Annotated in this window: 20 protein-coding genes; 5 read left to right on the forward strand and 15 right to left on the reverse strand. The window is 72.0% G+C overall.

All coding sequences use genetic code 11. The annotated features are described in order from the left end of the window. The first annotated feature begins 11 nt into the window (after window positions 1-11). Window positions 12-653 (forward strand): GNAT family N-acetyltransferase, encoded by a 642-nt coding sequence (locus ACIREI_RS08050; RefSeq protein WP_403328728.1) that lies wholly within the window; start codon window positions 12-14, stop codon window positions 651-653. Here the strand turns inward: ACIREI_RS08050 and ACIREI_RS08055 are convergent. Next, on the reverse strand, window positions 568-1,569 hold the full coding sequence (locus tag ACIREI_RS08055; protein WP_403328731.1) for a LysR family transcriptional regulator: 1,002 nt from the start codon (window positions 1,567-1,569) through the stop codon (window positions 568-570). The two genes, ACIREI_RS08050 and ACIREI_RS08055, sit on opposite strands and share 86 nt — an antisense overlap. A 50-nt stretch (window positions 1,570-1,619) precedes the next feature. Between ACIREI_RS08055 and ACIREI_RS08060 the strand changes: the two genes are divergently transcribed. Then, window positions 1,620-2,201 carry an RBBP9/YdeN family alpha/beta hydrolase gene (locus ACIREI_RS08060; RefSeq protein WP_403328734.1) on the forward strand — a complete coding sequence of 194 codons (582 nt, stop codon included), beginning with the start codon at window positions 1,620-1,622 and terminating at the stop codon, window positions 2,199-2,201. On the opposite strand, the gene ACIREI_RS08065 is transcribed toward ACIREI_RS08060, so the two are convergent. From ACIREI_RS08065 to ACIREI_RS08075, 3 genes are all read right to left on the reverse strand, one after another. Further along, on the reverse strand, window positions 2,182-3,420 hold the full coding sequence (locus tag ACIREI_RS08065) for an MFS transporter (RefSeq protein WP_403328737.1): 1,239 nt from the start codon (window positions 3,418-3,420) through the stop codon (window positions 2,182-2,184). The two genes, ACIREI_RS08060 and ACIREI_RS08065, sit on opposite strands and share 20 nt — an antisense overlap. 98 nt (window positions 3,421-3,518) lie before the next feature. Next, window positions 3,519-4,319 carry a sugar phosphate isomerase/epimerase family protein gene (locus ACIREI_RS08070; protein WP_403328740.1) on the reverse strand — a complete coding sequence of 267 codons (801 nt, stop codon included), beginning with the start codon at window positions 4,317-4,319 and terminating at the stop codon, window positions 3,519-3,521. 61 nt (window positions 4,320-4,380) lie between these two features. Next, the gene (locus ACIREI_RS08075) at window positions 4,381-5,313 is read right to left on the reverse strand and encodes a GNAT family N-acetyltransferase (protein ID WP_403328743.1); all 933 of its coding nucleotides are present in this window, start codon (window positions 5,311-5,313) and stop codon (window positions 4,381-4,383) included. 280 nt (window positions 5,314-5,593) lie between these two features. Between ACIREI_RS08075 and ACIREI_RS08080 the strand changes: the two genes are divergently transcribed. Beyond that, on the forward strand, window positions 5,594-6,334 hold the full coding sequence (locus ACIREI_RS08080) for a class I SAM-dependent methyltransferase (RefSeq protein WP_403328746.1): 741 nt from the start codon (window positions 5,594-5,596) through the stop codon (window positions 6,332-6,334). Window positions 6,335-6,399: 65 nt separating this feature from the next. On the opposite strand, the gene ACIREI_RS08085 is transcribed toward ACIREI_RS08080, so the two are convergent. The 3 genes from ACIREI_RS08085 to ACIREI_RS08095 are packed head-to-tail and all read right to left on the reverse strand — an operon-like array spanning window position 6,400 to window position 9,538. Continuing rightward, on the reverse strand, window positions 6,400-7,197 hold the full coding sequence (locus ACIREI_RS08085; protein WP_403329446.1) for a sugar phosphate isomerase/epimerase family protein: 798 nt from the start codon (window positions 7,195-7,197) through the stop codon (window positions 6,400-6,402). 32 nt (window positions 7,198-7,229) lie between these two features. After that, window positions 7,230-8,384 carry a dihydrodipicolinate synthase family protein gene (locus ACIREI_RS08090; protein WP_403328749.1) on the reverse strand — a complete coding sequence of 385 codons (1,155 nt, stop codon included), beginning with the start codon at window positions 8,382-8,384 and terminating at the stop codon, window positions 7,230-7,232. Further along, a complete protein-coding gene (locus tag ACIREI_RS08095) occupies window positions 8,381-9,538 on the reverse strand; it encodes a Gfo/Idh/MocA family protein (protein WP_403328752.1) in 1,158 nt (385 codons plus the stop codon). Before ACIREI_RS08095 ends, ACIREI_RS08090 begins: the two co-directional genes overlap by 4 nt. 317 nt (window positions 9,539-9,855) lie before the next feature. On the opposite strand from ACIREI_RS08095, the gene ACIREI_RS08100 reads away from it, so the two are divergent. Continuing rightward, a complete protein-coding gene (locus tag ACIREI_RS08100) occupies window positions 9,856-10,902 on the forward strand; it encodes a LacI family DNA-binding transcriptional regulator (protein WP_403328754.1) in 1,047 nt (348 codons plus the stop codon). Window positions 10,903-11,073: 171 nt separating this feature from the next. Here the strand turns inward: ACIREI_RS08100 and ACIREI_RS08105 are convergent, their stop codons facing one another. The 8 genes from ACIREI_RS08105 to ACIREI_RS08140 form a co-directional block, all read right to left on the reverse strand. Beyond that, entirely contained in the window at window positions 11,074-11,940 is an 867-nt protein-coding gene (locus tag ACIREI_RS08105; RefSeq protein WP_403328757.1) for a maleylpyruvate isomerase family mycothiol-dependent enzyme, read from the reverse strand. Window positions 11,941-12,085: 145 nt separating this feature from the next. Next, window positions 12,086-12,232: a hypothetical protein gene (locus tag ACIREI_RS08110; RefSeq protein WP_403328759.1), complete on the reverse strand. Its 147-nt coding sequence runs from the start codon at window positions 12,230-12,232 to the stop codon at window positions 12,086-12,088. A gap of 109 nt (window positions 12,233-12,341) precedes the next feature. Beyond that, window positions 12,342-12,725, reverse strand: coding sequence for a DUF937 domain-containing protein (locus ACIREI_RS08115; protein ID WP_403328761.1), 384 nt, complete (start codon window positions 12,723-12,725; stop codon window positions 12,342-12,344). A gap of 245 nt (window positions 12,726-12,970) precedes the next feature. Further along, on the reverse strand, window positions 12,971-13,360 hold the full coding sequence (rbsD, locus tag ACIREI_RS08120; protein ID WP_403328764.1) for a D-ribose pyranase: 390 nt from the start codon (window positions 13,358-13,360) through the stop codon (window positions 12,971-12,973). Continuing rightward, complete coding sequence (locus ACIREI_RS08125; RefSeq protein WP_403328767.1) at window positions 13,357-14,259, reverse strand: ribokinase; 903 nt, start codon at window positions 14,257-14,259, stop codon at window positions 13,357-13,359. Before ACIREI_RS08125 ends, rbsD begins: the two co-directional genes overlap by 4 nt. An 88-nt stretch (window positions 14,260-14,347) precedes the next feature. Then, window positions 14,348-16,297: a substrate-binding domain-containing protein gene (locus ACIREI_RS08130; protein WP_403328770.1), complete on the reverse strand. Its 1,950-nt coding sequence runs from the start codon at window positions 16,295-16,297 to the stop codon at window positions 14,348-14,350. After that, complete coding sequence (locus tag ACIREI_RS08135) at window positions 16,287-17,828, reverse strand: sugar ABC transporter ATP-binding protein (RefSeq protein ID WP_403328773.1); 1,542 nt, start codon at window positions 17,826-17,828, stop codon at window positions 16,287-16,289. The genes ACIREI_RS08130 and ACIREI_RS08135 overlap by 11 nt, the downstream gene beginning before the upstream one ends. Further along, the gene (locus ACIREI_RS08140; protein ID WP_403328776.1) at window positions 17,825-18,862 is read right to left on the reverse strand and encodes a LacI family DNA-binding transcriptional regulator; all 1,038 of its coding nucleotides are present in this window, start codon (window positions 18,860-18,862) and stop codon (window positions 17,825-17,827) included. Before ACIREI_RS08140 ends, ACIREI_RS08135 begins: the two co-directional genes overlap by 4 nt. 222 nt (window positions 18,863-19,084) lie before the next feature. Between ACIREI_RS08140 and ACIREI_RS08145 the strand changes: the two genes are divergently transcribed. After that, complete coding sequence (locus ACIREI_RS08145; protein WP_403328778.1) at window positions 19,085-19,450, forward strand: hypothetical protein; 366 nt, start codon at window positions 19,085-19,087, stop codon at window positions 19,448-19,450. Window positions 19,451-19,459: the final 9 nt, after the last annotated feature.

The raw sequence follows: 19,459 nt of genomic DNA on the forward strand, positions 1-19,459 counted from the left end.
GGGGTTGTCGGGTGAGCTTCGAGCTGGTGGGACCGGTCCTGGAGGGCGCGCTGGTGCGCCTGGAGCCGCTGGGGCATCGGCATGCGGCGGATCTGGCGGTGGCGGCGGAGGAGGACCGCGGCACCTACGCGTTCACGTGGGTGCCCGGGGCTCATGAGGTCGGCGCCTACATCGACGCGCAGCTCGCCCGCGCGGAGACGGGGATGCTGGCGCCCTACGCGCAGGTCTCCGTCGCCTCGGGCCGGGCGGTCGGCGCCACCTCCTACTGGGAGCCGCGCCACTGGCTCTCCGACGACCGACTCGACGCCGTAGAGGTCGGCTTCACCTGGCTCGCCCGCTCCGCCCAGGGCACGGGCGTGAACGCCGAGGCCAAACTGCTGCTCTTCCGGCACGCCTTCGAGGAGTGGGGCGTGTCCCGGGTGGACCTGAAGACGGACGCCCGCAACGAGCGCTCCCGCGCGGCCATCGAGAGTGTCGGGGCCCGCTTCGAGGGTGTGCTGCGCAACTGGTCGCGCTCCTGGGCGCCGGGGGAGGAGGGGCGGCTGCGTGACTCCGCCATCTTCTCGATCACGGCGGGGGAGTGGCCGCAGTGCCGGGGGCGGCTGGAGAAGCGGGTGGCCGGGTACTTGCCGCAGGTGTCGCCGACTCCTTAGCGGACGCCGACAGCTGGTCCCGTACGGCGGCCAGGACCGGATCGCCCTCCGCGCCCGTGCGTACGGCAGCGAAGACGTTCCGGGACGGCGGTGTCCCCTCCGTCGTCAGCAGGGCGATCCGGCGGTGCCCGTACAGGGGCTGGACCAGGCGCGGGATCAGGGCCACGCCCTGCCCCGCCTCCACCAGCGCCGCAAGCGCGCCCCAGTCGTTCACCGCGTGCCGGATGTCCGGTGTGAAACCCGCCGCCGCGCACACCGACCGTGCCACCGCTCCGCAACAGCTGCGCGCGTCGCCCACGATCCAGTGCTCCGCGGCCAGCTCCCGCAGGGCGACGCGGTCACGGTCCGCGAGGCGGTGGCCGGACGGGACGGCGATGTCCAGGACGTCCGTGCACAGGTCGACGCGGTGGTAGCGGCGGTCCGCGTACGGCGGTGTCGCCGCGAAGTCCACCGCCACGGCCACGTCGACCTCGCCCCCGTCGAGGGCCGTGAACAGGTCCGGCGGCTCCGCCTCCACGACGTCGACACGGACCTGCGGCAGGCGCTCGCGCAGTGCCGTCAGGGCTCCCGGCAGCAGGCCCAGGATCGCGCTGGAGAAGCAGCCGATCGTCACCGACCCGCGCCCGCCGGCCCCGTACGCCGCCAAGTCGGCCCGGGCCCGCTCCAGTTGGGCCGCGATCAGGTCGGCGTGCGCGAGCAGCACCCGGGCCTGGCCGGTGAGCCGTACGCCTCGTCCCTTGCGCTCGGTCAGGGGGACGCCCGCCTCACGGGCCAGCGCCGCGATCTGCTGCGAGACCGCCGACGGCGTCAGATGCAGGGCCTCGGCCGTGCGGGCGAGGCTGCCCCGGCGCTGGAGTTCGCGCAGGACGGTCAGGCGGCGCAGATCGATGGTGAAGCTCTCACTTAACTCTTCCACCGCAAAAGATTAACTGGACCCGCCCGGGGTGATCGGAAACCATCGAATCCATGACCGCCTACCTCATCCTCCACGGCTGGCAGAACCACCGCCCCGAGGACCACTGGCAGCACTGGCTCACCGACCGTCTCACCGACATCGGCCACCAGGTCGTCTACCCGCAGCTGCCCGACCCCGACGACCCCGAACTCGAGGTCTGGCTGGAGGAATTGACCCGGCATCTCGGCAAGCTCGACGCGCGGTCGGAGCGGGTCGTCGTCGCGCACAGTCTGTCCGCCGTGCTGTGGCTGCACGCGGCCGCGCGCGGGCTGCCGGGGCTCGACGCCGTGGACCGGGTACTGCTCGTCGCCCCGCCGTCCGGCGCCGTGCTCGCCCGGCACCCGCAGGTCGCCGGATTCGCCCTGCCACCCCTGGACTTCACCCTCCCCGGCCCCACCCGCCTGGTCGCCGGCGACGACGACCCGTACTGCGAGGAGGGCGCCGACACCCTCTACGGCCACCCCCTCGCCCTGCCGACCGACATCCTCCCCGGCGCCGCCCACCTCGACCTGGACGCCGGTTACGGACCGTGGCCCGCCGTACTGGGGTGGTGCCTGGACCCGACGGCGCTGCTCATGGCCCGTCCGGCTTAGTCGTGCCGTCCCGCAGTTCCGGCGTACTGGCACCGACGTAGGCCACCGCCAGAACGCACAGCAGCCCGCCCGTGACCAGGGCGGTCGCGCCGGAGGACCAGCCGGCGACCAGGCCGCCGCGCAGGTTGCCGAGGTGCGGGCCGCCTTGGCCGACGATCTGCTCGGCCGCGGTCACCCGGCCGAGCAGGGCGTCCGGAGTGCGGGTCTGGACGATCGTGGCGCGCGAGACGACCGACAGGGCGTCGGCGGCACCCGCCACCACCAGCAGCCCGAGCCCCACCCACGGGCTGGTCGTCAGGCCGAAGACCGCCAACGCCGCACCCCATGTCCCCGCCCCGCACAGCATCACCAGGCCGGGGCGGCCGAGGCGGGTGACCGAACCCGACAGGGCCGTCGCCGTGACGCCGCCCACCGCGACGGCCGACAGGAACAGGCCGAGGGTGCGCGGGTCGTCGCCGAAGCGTTCGGCGTTGATCAGGGGGAAGAGGCTGACCGGCATGGACAGGACCGTGGCGGCGAGGTCGGTGATCAGCGCGCCGCGCACCACCCGGTTGCCGGCCAGGAACCGCAGGCCGTCCAGGACGCCGTGCAGCCCGGCCCGCGACGGCTCGCCCTCGGGCGGCAGCGCGGGCAGGCCGAAGGCGCCGTAGAAGGCGAGACCGAAGCTCAGGGCGTCCAGCAGATAGCAGACGCCGATGCCGAACCAGCCGAGGAACAGTCCGCCCAGCGCCGGGCCGAGCAGCATCATCGCCTGCCCCGTGACCTGGTTGAGGGCCAGCCCGGCCGCCACCTGCTCCTTGGGCAGCAGCCGCGGCACGAACACGCCCGCCGCCGGGCCGCCGACCGCGCCGAAGCAGGAGCCGGCCGCCACCAGGGCGAGGATCCCGGCCACCGGCACCCCTCCGGTGAAGCCCTGCACCGCGAGGAGCAGCACACAGACCGCCTGCCCGACGGTGGCGACCAGGAAGATCCGCCGCCGGTCGCCCCGGTCCACCCACGACCCGGCGAACAGACCCACACCCACCATGGGCAGCGCCTGCGCCAGACCGACCGCACCGCTCCAGACCGCGCTGTGCGTCATGTCCCAGACCTGGAACATGACGGTCACCATGGTCATGAAGCTGCCGAGCACGGACACCGTCCGCCCGATCAGCAGCCGCCGGAAGACGGGGGAAGTACGCAGCGGCCGTACGTCCATCAACGTACGGGCGAGGCTCATGAGGGCATGGCGGGGCGCGGCATGGATTCGGGCACGAGGGGGGACGCTATACGGCGGTCCGCCCGCCGGGCCACCGAATTACCGGCAACCGGCTGGGCCTAGGCCGACTCGTTCAGCAGCCGCGCGAGGTGGTCGCGTCCGGCGGCCAGCAGTCCGTCGAGCGGCGCGGCGTTCTCGTACCACCGCTTCTCGTACTCCCAGCACAGCCAGCCGTCCCAGCCGTGCCGGGAGAGCACCTCCACGCACTCGGCGAGCGGCAGCACCCCGGCGCCGAGCGGGAGCGGGGTCGTGTCGTCGGCGGAGGCGATGTCCTTGACCTGGACGTAGCCCAGGTACGGGGAGAGGGCCGCGTAGCTCTCGGAGGGCTGCTCGCCGCCCAGCCAGGTGTGCATGACGTCCCACAGCGAGCCGACATGACGGTGGCCGACCAGGCCGAGGACGCGGATCGCGTCGGCGCCGGTGCGGTGCGAGTCGTGGGTCTCCAGCAGGATCCGTACGCCCATGTCGGCGGCGTACTCCGCCGCCGTACCCAGACGCCGCGCGGCGGTCGCGTCCGCCTCTTCCCGGCTCTGCCCGGGGTCGGCGCCGGGGAAGACGCGGACGAAGCCCGCGCCGAGGTCGTGGGCGAGGTCGAGGAGGGTGCGGATCTCCTCGATCACGGGCTCGTCGTCTCCCGGCGCGGCCACGCGCGCGTACCCGGCGAGGCCGAGCAGCTCGATGCCGGCCGCCTTGAACTCGCCCACCACATCGGCTCGTCGGTCCGCGTCGAGGCCGGTGTGCACCGGCTCCTCCGGGTGGGTGCGCAGCTCGACACCGTGATAGCCGTGCGTGGTCGCGAGCCGCAGCACGTCGGGCAGGGGGAGGCCGGGGACGCCGAGGGTGGAGAACGCCAGTTTCATGCATCCCACCTTGCCAGGGAAACCGGGGGAGGCACATCCGGCAGGCGGTGGTCCCGGTGCCTCACTCCGGCGTGCCGTGCAGATCGAGCCGCCAGTCCTGGCCGTTGAGGTCCTGGCCGAAGGAGCGGTGCGGCTTCTCGGCGGCCAGGACGAAGCCGTGGCGCCGGTAGATACGGCGGGCGGCGGCCAGGACGTCGTTGGTCCACAGGACGAGCTCGCGGTAGCCGACGTCGCGGGCGAAGTCGACGACGGCCGTGACGAGCCGGTCGCCGATGCCGAGGCCGCGGGCGTCCGGCTCGACCAGCAGCAGCCGCAGCCGGGCCGTGGCCGGCGCCTCGTCCCGTACGCACATCACGCAGCCCACCGGCCGCCCGTCCAGCTCGGCGATCCACACCCGCTCCAGACGCGGATCGTGGTCCTCCGCGAAGTCCGCGACGATCCTCGCCACCAGCCCCTCGTAGTCGGCGTCGAAGCCGTACTCGGCGGCGTACAGCGCGGCGTTGCGCTGCACGATCCAGCCGAGGTCGCCGGGGCCGGGCTCGCGCAGCAGGACGTCCTCGCGGCGGGGAGGGCGGCCGTGGGACAGGATCGTGCGGACGGTCGTCATCGCCTCGGCGAGGCGCGGGCGTTCGGCGGCCGGCACGGTCGACAGCAGCGAGCCGACCGACTCGGTGGCCCGCTCCTCCAGCAGCTTGCCGGTCTCCCGGCCGCGCGCGGTGAGCGTGACACGACGGCGCCGGGGGTCCTCCCGGGAGGCCGTGCGCTCGATCAGCCCGTCCTGCTCGAACTTGTTCAGGATCCGGCTCAAGTACCCGGCGTCCAGGGAGAGTTCGGCCCGCAGGTCGGCCGCGTCGGTACGCGGGGAGTGCGCGAGCTCGTACAGGACGCGGGATTCGGTGAGGGTGTACGGGGCGTAGAGGTGGCGGCTGTAGTCGAGGGCGCCGATGACGTTCGTGTAGAAGCGGTTGAAGGCGCGGATGTCATGGACGGTCATGGTCGTCGACCCCCGGATGATTGACTCAGATGGTTGACTCAGTCAGAGATGCCGTGGATCGAGCCTAGGACGCCCGAGCCTTCGCTGCCAGCCCTCGGCGGCCGGACGGTGCGCGAGGCCCGTTCGTACGGGAGGCCGGAACGGTGCCCGCATCTTCGTGGCTTCTGCCAGTACGACCGCCTCCCGGGGTGCGACCAGACTGCCCGCCGGAGGCCGCGGTGCTCCCGGGAACGGGCGCCCGCGGCCGAGGACATGACGAAGCGCACGGGAGGACACCACGATGAGCGTGCAGCAGTACGACGAGATCGGTGAGGCGTTCGAGGGCTTCAAGTCCCTGCCGCTGACGCGGTACACGGAGGTGCCCGGCTTCCTGGCCATGGTCGGGGACGTGCGTGGCAAGGCGGTCCTCGACCTCGCCTGCGGCACCGGCTTCTACAGCCGGGAGTTCAAGCGGCGCGGTGCCACGGAGGTGTTCGGCGTCGACATCTCCGGCGAAATGATCGCGGCCGCACGGAAGTTGGAGGACAGCATTCCGCTGGGTGTGCTCTACGAGGTGGGCGACGTGTCCCAACTGCCGCCGCTGGACCGGCGCTTCGACGTCGCGATCGGGGTGCAGATGCTCAACTACGCCCAGGACGTCGCCGACATGGAGCGGATGTGCCGCAACGTGCACCGGAGCCTGGCGCCCGGCGCCGAGTTCTTCGTGCTCGGCCAGTCACCCGACTACCGTGCCGACCCGGCGACCCTGGAGAAGTACGGCTTCCGCTGCGAGCCGACCGGTGAGGAGACCGAGACCGGGCCGCGCTTCCGGGTCACGGCCCTGCTCGACCCGCCGATCAGCATCCTCGCCGCCGCCCCGCGCCGCGAGGTCTACGAAGCGTCCCTGCGGGCGGCCGGATTCAGCGAGCTGACCTGGGTCCCACTGGAGGTCTCCGACGCGGGCCTGCGCGAGTTCGGCGCGGACTTCTGGGCCGACTACCTCGCCAACCCGCCACTGGAGATGCTGCGCTGCCGCGCCTGACCCGCACCGGCGGCCGGGGCACGGGGTGGTCCGCCCTCCCGGCGGGGGCGGACCACCCCGCCTCGTCACGCGGCGTGCTCCACGAACCGCCGCGCCGTCTCGGCGAGCACCTCCCGCCCGTCCCGCGCCCACAGCCCGTCGTTGAACAGCTCGACCTCGATGGCGCCCGTGTACCCGGCCGCCTCCACGTACCGCTTCCACTCCCGCATGTCGATCGCGCCGTCGCCGATCTGGCCGCGCCCGGTGAGCACGCCCTCCGGCAGCGGCGTCGTCCAGTCGGCGAGCTGGAAGGTGTGGATACGGCCACCCGCCCCCGCCCGGGCGATCTGCTCCGGCGCCGTGTCGTCCCACCAGATGTGGTACGTGTCCACCGTGACGCCGACCTGGTGGGCCGGGAAGCGTTCCGCGAGGTCCAGGGCCTGGGCCAGGGTCGACACCACGCAGCGGTCGGCGGCGTACATCGGGTGCAGCGGCTCGATGGCCAGCTTCACGCCGCGCTCCTCGGCGTACGGGCCCAACTCGCCGAGCGCGTCGGCGATCCGCTCGCGTGCGCCGTGCAGGTCCTTGGAGCCGGTCGGCAGGCCGCCTGACACCAGGACCAGCACCTCCGTGCCCAGCGTCGCCGCCTCGTCGATGGCGCGGCGGTTGTCGTCCAGCGCCGCGGCCCGCTCCGTCGGGCGGATCGCCGTGAAGAAGCCGCCGCGGCACAGGGTGGTGACCGTCAGGCCCGCGTCGCGCACCAGCTTGGCCGTCGCCTCCAGGCCGTACGTCTGGACGGGTTCGCGCCACAGGCCGACGTTCGCCACGCCCAAATCGCCGCAGGCCTCGACCAGTTCGGGCATGCTCAGCTGCTTCACCGTCATCTGGTTGATGGAGAAGCGTTCAAGTCCGGTGCTCACTGGGCCACTCCGTACAGGGCGAGCAGGTTCTTCATCCGCTCCTCGGCCAGCTTCGGGTCCGGGAACAGGCCCAGTCCGTCGGCGAGTTCGTAGGCGCGGGCGAAGTGCGGGAGGGAACGGGCCGACTGCAGGCCGCCGACCATGGTGAAGTGCGACTGGTGGCCGGCCAGCCAGGCCAGGAAGACCACGCCCGTCTTGTAGAAGCGGGTCGGCGTCTGGAAGAGGTGGCGGGACAACTCGACCGTGGGGTCGAGCAGTTCACGGAAGCCGCCGACGTTCCCCGTGTCCAGCACCCGCACCGCCTCGGCCGCCAGCGGGCCCAGCGGGTCGAAGATGCCGAGCAGGGCGTGGCTGAAGCCCTTCTCGTCGCCCGCGATCAGCTCGGGGTAGTTGAAGTCGTCGCCGGTGTAACAGCGCACGCCCTGCGGGAGGCGGCGGCGGATGTCGATCTCGCGCTGGGCCTCCAGCAGCGACACCTTGATGCCGTCCACCTTGTCGGGGTGCGCGGCGATGACCTCCAGGAAGGTGTCGGTGGCCGCGTCGAGGTCGCTCGACCCCCAGTAGCCCTCCAGCGCCGGGTCGAACATCGGGCCCAGCCAGTGCAGGATCACCGGCTCGGCGGACTGGCGCAGCAGGTGGCCGTAGACCTCCAGGTAGTCCTCGGGGCCCTTGGCCGCCGCCGCGAGCGCCCGGGAGGCCATCAGGATGGCCTGCGCGCCGGACTGCTCGACGAGGGCGAGCTGCTCCTCGTAGGCCGCCCGGACCTCGTCCAGGGACGCCGGGCCGGTGAGCTGGTCGGTGCCGACACCGCAGGCGATGAGCCCGCCGACCGACTTGGCCTCGGCGGCGCTGCGCCGGATCAGCTCGGCCGCACCCGCCCAGTCCAGGCCCATCCCGCGCTGCGCGGTGTCCATGGCCTCGGCGACACCGAGCCCGTGGGACCACAGGTGCCGGCGGAAGGCGAGGGTGGCGTCCCAGTCGACGGCGGCGGCCGAGTCGGGCGACACATCGGCGTACGGGTCGGCGACGACGTGCGCCGCCGAGAAGACCGTACGGGAGGTGAGGGGCGCGCCCGGCGTGAGGGCTAGCGGCTCGGTGCGGGGCTCGTACGCCCGCAGGCCGCCCTTGAAGTCAGGCAGTCGGACGGTCACAGCGAGATCTCCGGGACGTCGATACGGCGGCCCTCGGCCGAGGACTTCAGGCCCAGCTCGGCGAGCTGGACGCCGCGGGCACCGGCGAGGAGGTCCCAGTGGTAGGGCGCGTCGGCGTAGACGTGCTTGAGGAACAGCTCCCACTGGGCCTTGAAGCCGTTGTCGAACTCGGCGTTGTCCGGCACCTCCTGCCACTGGTCGCGGAAGGAGTAGGTGGCCGGGATGTCCGGGTTCCAGACCGGCTTGGGGGTGAGGGAGCGGTGCTGCACGCGGCAGTTGCGCAGGCCCGCGACCGCGGAGCCCTCCGTGCCGTCGACCTGGAACTCGACGAGCTCGTCGCGGTTGACGCGCACGGCCCAGGAGGAGTTGATCTGGGCGATGGCGCCGCCGTCGAGTTCGAAGATGCCGTAGGCGGCGTCGTCGGCCGTGGCGTCGTACGGCTTGCCGTTCTCGTCCCAGCGCTGCGGGATGTGGGTGGTGGCGATGGCCTGCACGGACTTCACACGGCCGAACAGCTCGTGCAGCACGTACTCCCAGTGCGGGAACATGTCGACAACGATGCCACCGCCGTCCTCGGCCCGGTAGTTCCATGACGGGCGCTGCGCGTCCTGCCAGTCGCCCTCGAAGACCCAGTAGCCGAACTCGCCGCGGACGGAGAGGATCTGCCCGAAGAAGCCGCCGTCGATGAGGCGCTTCAGCTTCAGCAGGCCCGGCAGGAACAGCTTGTCCTGGACGACGCCGTGCTTGATGCCGGCGTCGGCGGCCAGCCGCGCGAGCTCCAGGGCGCCCTCCAGGCCCGTGGCCGTCGGCTTCTCGGTGTAGATGTGCTTGCCCGCGGCGATCGCCTTCCGGAGCGCCTCCTCGCGGGCGGAGGTGACCTGGGCGTCGAAGTAGATGTCGACACTCGGGTCGGCGAGGACCGCGTCGACGTCGGTCGAGACGTTCTCCAGGCCCAGGCCGTGCTGCTCGGCGAGCGCCTTCAGGGCGTGCTCGCGGCGGCCGACCAGGATCGGCTCCGGCCACAGCACGGTGCCGTCGCCGAGGTCGAGGCCGCCCTGCTCACGGATGGCCAGGATGGAGCGGACCAGGTGCTGGCGGTAGCCCATGCGCCCGGTCACACCGTTCATGGCGATACGCACCGTCTTGCGTGTCACGTCGTTCCCTTCGTAGGTGTCTGCGCAACGTTCGTGCGCGCTTCGTACGCGGTTGTGCGCGCCGCGTACGCCCTACCCTGTTGAGCGTCACAGCAAGCGCTTTCTATCCGATAAGAAGCTAGCCTCTGACCAGGGGTCCGGACAAGACCGTGACCGGGTTGAGTTGTTCGAGGGGACGAACAGCGGGGGTTCTTGGCCGTAAGGTCTGCTCGACATACACGGAACCGTGGCCGCCGACGGCCTGTCTACGAGGAGGCAGGCCTGTCTGTGAGCAGTACGAGGTGGTACGACGAGATGCGCGACCGGAGGACGACGAGATGACGGTGACCCTGGCGGACGTGGCGGCCCGCGCCCAGGTCTCCCCCGCGACGGTGTCGCGCGTGCTGAACGGGAACTACCCCGTCGCCGCCTCCACCCGCGAGCGGGTGCTGCGGGCGGTGGACGAGCTGGACTACGTACTGAACGGTCCCGCGAGCGCCCTGGCCGCGGCCACGTCCGACCTGGTCGGCATCCTGGTCAACGACATCGCCGACCCCTTCTTCGGGATCATGGCGAGCGCGATCCAGCTGGAGATCGGCGGCCCGGGCGGCCGGGCGGGCGGCGAACGGCTGGCCGTCGTCTGCAACACGGGAGGTTCGCCCGAGCGCGAGCTGACCTATCTGACCCTGCTTCAGCGGCAGCGGGCGGCCGCGGTCGTCCTGACCGGCGGCGCCGTCGAGGACGCGCCGCACGCGGCGGCGGTCGCGGCGAAGCTGCGGAAGCTCGCCGACGCCGGCACGCGCGTGGTGCTGTGCGGCCGGCCGCCGGCACCGGACACCGGCGCGATCGCGCTGACCTTCGACAACCGCGGCGGCGGACGCGAACTGACCGAGCACCTGATCGGGCTGGGGCATCGACGCCTCGGCTACATCGCGGGCCCCGAGGAGCGCACCACGACCCGGCACCGGCTGGAGGGCCACCGGGCCGCGCTTCAGGCCCACGGCATCGAGGAGGACCCGCGCTGGACGGTCTACGGCCGCTACGACCGGCAGTCGGGCTACGAGGCGACGCTGGAGCTGCTGCGCCGCGACCCGTCACTGACGGCCGTGGTCGCGGCGAACGACTCCGTCGCGCTGGGGGCCTGCGCCGCGCTGCGGGATTCGGGGCTGCGGATTCCGGACGATGTCTCGGTGGCGGGGTTCGACGACCTCCCGTTCAGCATCGATGCGGTGCCTTCCCTCACAACCGTGAGGCTGCCGCTGTCGGACGCGGGGGCGCGGGCCGGTCGGATCGCGATGGGGCGGGAGGAGCCGCCGCCCGGGGGGATCGCGACGATCCGGGGCGAGCTGATGGTGCGGGGGTCTTCCGGGGGGCCTCGGGAGTAAGAGCCCCTGCGGAGCAGTGGGGTTGGAGCTCCCGCGGAGTCTTGGAGTCGGAGCTCCCTGGGCCTGAGGTTCTTGGGTTCGGAGCTCCTGTCCGGTCTCGGGAGTCAGAGCTCCTGTGGGGGCCGGCTGCGTGCGGGCTCCGGCGGGGCGCGGGCCTGTGCAGCTGCCCTGTCAGCGGATGATGGAAACGATCCTGCAGGCGGCTTCCGCGAGTCGGGGGTCGCCGTCGATGTGGGCAACGGCGAGCGCGTCGGCCGGTTCGATGCCGCGGACGCAGAGGCGCCAGGTGGTCTCCGCGTCGAGGTGGACGAGTGCGGCGGGGCGGCTGACGGGGGACTCGGCCAGGGACCAGCTGCCCTCGGTGGTGGTCGCCGTGATGGTCCAGGTCCCGCCGGCGCGGCCGTCCACGCGGACCTGGACCTGGGTGCCGGGGGGCGCGGCGGTGTCGCGCAGGGTGTGCGGCAGGGCGCGCAGGAAGGTGTCCAGGACCACGGACAGGAACCTCGGGTCGGGGTCGGTGCCCTGGCCGGTGGCGTGGCGGATCTGCTGACGGTGGGTCCAGTACTCGGTCAGCTCCCGTGCGCTGTCCAGCCACATCGGCGCCGGATCGACTCCGGCCCAGGAGACCCCGAGTGACGGCGCCGCCGGGTCGGTGTCCTCGAAGAGACGGGCGACCTGACCGCCGACCAGCTCCAGGGTGTCGGTGAGTGCGGCGGGGCTCACCCCGGCGTGGGCGTCGACCCACTGCTGGTTGATGCGGTGGATGTACGCCGTCAGGTCCTCGCCGGGCGCGAAGCCGGGACCTTCCTGGTGCCCGTCGCGGTGCCGGGCGAGACGCCCGTAGCAGTCCCGCAGCAGATGCGAGGCGACATCGCGCACGCTCCAGCCCGGTACTGCCTCCCGTTCCCAGTCGGACGGGGGCAGTCCGCGCAAGGTGGCGATCAGGGCGGTGTGCTCGGGGGCGAAGAGGGGGCGGGCATCGATCGGGGGGCCGAGCCAGGAGGCGTCGGGTGCGGTGGTGGCAGGGCGCGGAACCATGAAGTCAAGGCTGCCGTCCAGGAGTTGGGGCCGCCAGCGCTTATTCCGTCGGTCGGCCTCGGGTGCGTGGACGGATCGCTCACCGCCACGGTCTTTTCCGCGCCGGTGGCTTCCCCGGTGCAGAGGACTGGGCGGTTCGGTTGGATCAGTGGGCGGACCAGTGGAAGATGCCTGCGACGGCCTGGACGCGCCTTCTCGTCCTTGTCTTGTCTCGCGGGGCGACGGCCAGGAGCTCACTGCCGAGGACGTGTGCGCCGCGCAGCGCGGTGCCGATGTCCGAGGCCGGGCTCATGGCGTGGATGGCGTCGTCCGCTGCGGACGGGCATGCTCTCGCATCCGACGGCCGCATGTGGGGCGGCGACGGCCCAGTGCCCCGGTGAGCCTCCTGCCGTGAGCGACCGCTATTTCCCGGCACGCTTCGTGAGCACCGTCAGCACCACCGGGATCACCATCTCCACCACCCGGGACACGGCACCCGGCGCCAGTCCCGTCCTGCGGGCCACCGCATGCGCGACCGGTTTGGCCTCCTCGGCCAGCAGCCCGGCCATCAGGCCTCCGGTCGCGAAGCCGCCCACGGTGGCCACGCCGGTGAGAGGGGCGTCGTGCGGGGTCGCCACGGCCTCCGCCTCGCCGGACAGTGCCGACACCGTCGTACACACCACCTGCCGGGCGCCCGGCTCGTCGGTGCCCAGCAGCCCCGCGATGTCGCCGATCCGGTCGTCACCGAGCTCGTCGAGCACGTCGTCCTGGAGGGACGTGAGGGGGTTTGCGTCTACTTCTGACATATCTGAAACGCTACGTCTGTTCGGATTTCCGGGCATTCCGAAGGTGCCCGGACGCGCCGGAAAAAAATCCGCGGAGACCGTGCAACCCTTCCCCCACCTCGCGGGTCGTACTTGGCATCAGGACTCTTGGAGGGGGATCTGGGGGGATCGCGGGGGTTCTGATGGGGAGGGGAAACCCCGAGGGGCTCGGTCGACGGACCGGGCCCCTCGAAACGTTCCTGGGTCAGCAGAAGGCCCCACAGAGGTCAGAAGAAGACCCCGCAGCGCAGCAGCACATTCGCGTACGGCCGCGCCTCCCCGGTCCGTACGACCAGCCGCGCCCCGGCCGACAGCTCCTTGAGCCGCTCGTGCGGGACCAGCTCCAGCTCGGGAAACGCGCCCTCCAGCAGCGCGGCCGCCGCCGGATTCGCCTCGCGCACCTCCCGCGCCGCCGTCGCGCCCTCCACCGCCAGCTCGGCCAGCAGACCGTCCAGCACCTCGGCGAACGACGGCACCCCGGCCCGGAAGGCCAGGTCCACGACCCGGGGGCCGTCGGGTATCGGCATGCCCGCGTCGCACACCAGCACTCCGTCGCCGTGGCCCAGCTCGGCCAGGGCGCCGGAGAGGTGACGGTTCAGGATTCCGGCCTTCTTCACAGCGCCTCGACCTCCGCCGCCGTCGGGAACGACGCCTGCGCGCCCTCCTTCGTGACCGCCGCGGCCCCGACCCGGGCCGCGTACGCCGCGGCCTCCGCCAGGGACGAGCCCGTCCCGAGCCCGAAGGCCAGCGCGGCCGTGAACGCGTCGCCCGCGCCCGTCGTGTCCACCGCGTCCACCCGCACGGACGCCACCCGCGTCACGCCCTGCGCGGAGGCCACCAGCGCACCCTCCGCGCCCAGGGTCACGACCACCGAGCGGGGCCCCTTGGCGAGCAGGATCCGCGCCCAGTCCTCCGGCGTCTCGCCCACCGCCGAGTCGCCGAGGATCACCTTCGCCTCGTGCTCGTTCACGATCAGCGGGTCGCAGGCCGCCAGCACCTCGGCGGGCAGCGGGCGCGGCGGGGAGGGGTTGAGGACGAAGCGGCTGTCGTCCGCCAGGCTGCGTACGGCCTCGACGACCGTCTCCAGCGGGATCTCCAGCTGGGCCGACACCACCCGCGACGCCTGGAAGAGGCTCGCGGCGGCCCGTACGTCCTCGGGGGCGAGCCGTCCGTTGGCGCCCGGCGAGACCACGATGCTGTTGTCCCCGGACGGGTCCACCGTGATCAGCGCGACGCCGGTCGGCGCGCCGCCGACCAGGACGCCCACCGTGTCGACGCCGGCCGCCCGCTGCGAGTCGAGCAGCAGCCGGCCGTGCGCGTCGTCGCCGACCCGCGCCAGCAGGGCCGTACGGGCCCCGAGCCGGGCGGCCGCGACCGCCTGGTTCGCGCCCTTGCCGCCCGGGTGGACGGCCAGATCGGAGCCGAGCACGGTCTCGCCGGCCCCCGGCCGACGCTCGACGCCGATCACCAGGTCGGCGTTGGCCGACCCTACGACCAGGAGGTCGTAGTCGTACATGAGTTGCTCCCTGATAGATCCCCGTAGTGACGTGAGGCGGGCGGATCCCCGCAGAGGACTCCGCCGAGGACCCGCCCGCCCGTCGTTCTCAGCCCGTGAAGCCGGCCACGTTCTCCTTCGTGACCACCTTCACCGGCACCATCACCGACTTCTCGACCTTGTCGCCCGCGGCGGCCTTCACCGCGTTCCGCACGGCGATCCTGCCGAGTTCCGTCGGCTGCTGCGCCACCGACGCGTACAGCGTGCCCGCCTCGACGGCCTTCAGCCCGTCCGCGGTTCCGTCGAAGCCGATGACCTGGACGGACTTGCCGGCCTTGGCGCCGAGCGCCTTGATCGCGCCGAGGGCCATCTCGTCGTTCTCGGCGAAGACACCGTCGATGTCCGGGTTGGCCTGGAGCAGGTTCGTCATGACGTCCAGGCCCTTGGTGCGGTCCCAGTCGGCGGGCTGCTTGGCGACGACCTCGATGCCCGGGTAGGCCTTCAGGCCCTCGGCGAAGCCCGAGCCGCGCTCACGGCTGGCGGAGGTGCCGGCCTGGCCCTGGAGGATCACGATCCTGCCCTTGCCGCCCAGCTTCTCGGCGAGCGACTTGGCGGCGAGCTTGCCGCCGGTGACGTTGTCGGAGGCGACGAGGGCGGCGGTGGTGGCGTTGTTGACCGAGCGGTCGACGGCGACGAGCGGGATGTCCGACTTGTTGACGGCCTTCGCCGCCGGGGTCACCGCGTCGGAGTCCACCGGGTTGACGATGATCGTGCCGAGGCCCTCACTGGTGAAGTTCTGCAGCTGGTTGGCCTGCTGCGAGGCGTCGTTCTGCGCGTCGGTGACGGTCAGGTCCACGCCCAGCTTCTCCGCCTCGGCCTGCGCACCAGCCCGGATCTGCACGAAGAACGGGTTGTTGAGGGTCGACAGCGACAGCCCGATCTTCTGGCTCTTCGCCTCCGACGTGCCGCTGTGCAGGAAGGAGGTGGCGCCGACGATCGCCGCCGCGACGACGGCCGCCAGCAGATAAGTCGCCGCCTGCTTGCCCTTGTTGCCCCCGGTACCGGCCGCCACGGGAGTCGCCCCCGCCTTGCGCCGCACCGTGTCCAGCAGCACCGCCAGCGCGATCACGACACCGATGACGACCTGCTGCCAGAAGGCGGACACCGACAGGAGGTTGAGGCCGTTGCGCAGGACCGCGAGGATCAGCGCGCCGATCAGCGTGCCGGACGCCTTGCCCGTGCCGCCGGCCAGCGAGGCGCCGCCGATGACGACCGCCGCGATGGCGTCGAGCTCGTAGCCCTGCGCGGCCTGCGGCTGCGCGGAGGAGAGGCGGGCGGCGAGCACGATGCCCGCGGCGGCGGCGAACAGACCGGAGAAGGCGTAGATCGCGAGCTTCTGCCTCTTCACGCGCAGACCGGAGAGGCGGGCCGCCTCCTCGTTGCCGCCGATCGCGTACATCGAGCGGCCGATGTACGTACGCCCCAGCACGAACGCCGTGATCAGCCCCATGCCGACCATCACCAGCACGGGCACCGGCAGCCAGCCGCCGAGGGTGTCGCCGAGGTGCGAGACCGAGTCGGGGAAGGCGATGGGGGAGCCCTGCGAGATCACCAGGGACAGACCGCGGGCCACCGACAGCATGGCCAGCGTCGCGATGAACGGCGGCAGCTTGCCGTACGAGATCAGGATGCCGTTGACCAGGCCGCACGCTATGCCGGTCGCGATGGCGAGGAGGACGGCGAGGAAGACCGGGACGCCTTCGGAGGTGGCGCTCCAGGCGAGGACGGTGGCCGACAGGGCCGCCACCGAGCCGACCGACAGGTCGATGCCCGCCGAGACGATCACGAAGGTCACGCCGAAGGCGAGGATGGCGGTCACGGCCGCCTGGATGCCGACGTTGAGGAGGTTGTCGGTCGTCATGAAGTCGCCGGACAGCGCCGACATCGCGACGACGAGGACGATCAGCGCGGTCAGCGCGCCGTTGTCGAGCAGGAGGCGGCGCAGGCCGCCCGGGGCGCCACTCGCGCCCGCCGAGCTCTTGAGCGTGTCAGTGGCCACGGGTGGCCTCCGTTCCGGTCTTGTCGGTGGTGAGATCGCTGGTGGGGTTGCTGACGGCGAGTGCCATCACGGAGTCCTGGGTGGCCTCGTCGGCGGTGAGTTCGCCCGCGATCCGGCCCTGGGCCATCACCAGGACCCGGTCGCTCATGCCGAGGACCTCCGGCAGATCGCTGGAGATCATCAGGACGGCGGCACCCTGAGCGGTGAGTTCGTTGATGAGCTGGTAGATCTCGACCTTGGCGCCGACGTCGATACCGCGCGTCGGCTCGTCGAGGATCAGCACCTTGGTGTCGGCGAGCAGCCACTTGCCGATGACGACCTTCTGCTGGTTGCCGCCGGAGAGCGTGCGCACGTGCTGGCCGAGGCCCGCCATCCGCACGCCGAGCTGCCCCGCGATCCGCGCGGCCGCCTCGCGCTGCCCCTTGAGGTCGACGAGCCCCGCGCGCGTGGCCGAACGCAGCGTCACCAGGCCGAGGTTCTCCTCGACGGACGCGTCCAGCACCAGGCCCTGGCCCTTGCGGTCCTCGGGGATGAGCCCGATGCCCGCGGTCATCGCCGCGTTGACGTCGTGCCCGGGGAGGGAGGAACCGGCGACCTTCACGGCCCCCTTGTCGTACGGGTCCGCCCCGAACACGGCCCGCACGACCTCGGTACGGCCGGCACCGACCAGTCCCGCGATGCCGACCACCTCACCGGCGTGCACCTCGAAGCTGACGTCGTGGAAGACGCCGTCGCGGGTCAGCCCCTCGACGGACAGCAACGCGGCTCCGCGGTCGGCCCGTTCGCGCGGGTACTGCTGCTCGATGGAGCGTCCCACCATGAGCCGTACGAGCTCGTCCTCGGGCGTGGTGGCCGGGACCTGCCCGACGCTCCTGCCATCCCGGATGACCGTGACCCGGTCTCCCAGGGTGGCGATCTCCTCCAGGTGGTGCGTGATGAAGACGATCCCGACGCCGTCCTCGCGCAGCTTGCGCACGATGGAGAAGAGCTTGTCGACCTCCTCGGAGGTGAGCACGGCGGTCGGCTCGTCCATGATCAGCACGCGCGCGTTCAGGCTGAGCGCCTTCGCGATCTCGACCATCTGCAGGCGGGCGATGCCGAGTTCGCGCACCCGCGCGCGTGGCGACACGTTCACACCCACGCGCGCGAGGAGCACCTCGGCGTCGGCCTCCATCCTCTTCCGGTCGATCATCCCGAAACGGCGCGGCTGGCGCCCCAGGAAGATGTTCTCGGCGACCGTCAGATCGGGAACGAGGTTGAACTCCTGGTAGATGGTGGCGATCCCGAGGCGCTCGGAGTCCTGCGCACCATGGATGCGCGTCTCCTCGCCGCCGACCAGGATCCGCCCGGCGTCGGGCGTGTAGGCGCCGGAGAGCATCTTGATGAGGGTGCTCTTGCCGGCGCCGTTCTCACCGAGCAGCACATGTACCTCGCCCCGGCGCAGATCGAAGTCGACGCCGTCCAGCGCGACCACGCCCGGGAAGGCCTTCCGTATGCCCTCGATGCGCAGCAACTCGTCCGCGTTGCTCACGACTGGCTCCTGTTCGTTACGGGGGACGGCTCCGGGGGAGCCGGTGGTTCGCCGCAGGAGCGGCGTACGACGAGACGGGCGGGGAGGGTGACGGACTCGCCGGGCCGTCCCTCGATGCGGTCGACCAGGGCCCGTACGGCGGCCCGGCCCAGCTCGCCCGTGGGCTGGGCGATCGCGGTGACCGGCGGATCGGTGTGCACGAACCACGGGATGTCGTCGAACGCGGCCAGCGCGAGGTCGTCCGGCACGCGCAGCCCACGCGCGCGTACGGCGTCCAGCGCGCCGAGCGCCATCAGGTTGTCGGCAGCGAACACGACCTCGGGCGGCTCGGGCAGGTCGAGGAAGCCCTCGGTGACCCGCCGCCCGCTCTCGGCCTGGAAGTCGCCCTGGCCTATGTAGGCGTCGGGGAGTTCGAGTCCGTAGGCGCCGAGCGCCTCCCGGAAGGCCTCGACCCGCTCCCGTCCGGTGGTGGTCGCCGCGGGGCCCGCGATGATGGCGAGCCTGCGATGCCCCAGCCCGTGCAGATGCGCGACGAGATCCCGTACGGCACCTCGCCCGTCCGCCCGCACCACCGGCACGTCCACGCCCGGGATCCACCGGTCCACGAAGACCATCGGCGTCCCCGCGCGCACGGCGTCCAGCATCAGCGGCGAGCCGCCGTCGGTGGGGGAGACCAGGAGGCCGTCGATACGCCGGTCCAGCAGGTTCCGTACGTGGTGGTCCTGCAGATCCGGCCGCTCGTCGGCGTTGCCGATGATGACGCTGTAGCCGAGCGCGCGGGCCTCCTCCTCGACGGAGCGGGCCAGCTCGGTGAAATACGGGTTCATCACGTCGCTGATGACCAGGCCGAGGGTGTGGGTCTGGTCGGTGCGCAGGGAGCGGGCGACGGCGTTCGGGCGGTAGCCCAGGGTCTCGACGGCGGCCAGCACGCGCGTGCGTGCCTCGGCGCTGACCGATGGATGGTCGTTCAGGACGCGCGAGACCGTGGCGACGGAGACGCCCGCCTCGGCAGCGACGTCCTTGATGCTCGCCATCGCCGCTCCACCTCCTTGTGGATCGTTCAGGGACCGACGCACTCGTGGAATCGATTACATCGACGTGGTACGGAGGATTGGAATCGATTACACGGGGGTTAATCAAGCCCTCAACCACATCCCGAGACCGGATCGTGATGTCGCGGGGCCGCCCGGGGCGGTTCAGGCTGGAAGTACAGGTGTCGTTTCCTCGGGGCCCTCGCGGGCCGGAGCGGAGGAGTCATGACGGCAGCGGCTCGAAAGGACGTCCCTGTCGCGCTGGAAGGCGACGGCGTGGAGTTGCGCATCAAACCGATGGGCGGCGGGATGTCGGTCGGCTACATACGCCTGCCGCAGGGCACGGACATGGGCCCGGCCCTGAAGGGCATGCCCGGCGACGCGTGCCAGTGCCCGCACTGGGGCTACCTGCTCAAAGGGCGGCTGGTGATGCACACGGCCGAGGGCGAGCAGACGTACGAGGCGGGGCAGGCGTACTACTGGGCGCCGGGTCACGTCCCCGTGGCCCTGGAGGACTGCGAGTTCGTGGAGTTCTCGCCCACCGAGGACTTCCAGAAGGTCATCGACCACGTGAAGTCACAGGCCGGCTGAACTGTCGGT

Source organism: Streptomyces sp. NPDC093591, assembly GCF_044764885.1.
Classification (GTDB): domain Bacteria; phylum Actinomycetota; class Actinomycetes; order Streptomycetales; family Streptomycetaceae; genus Streptomyces.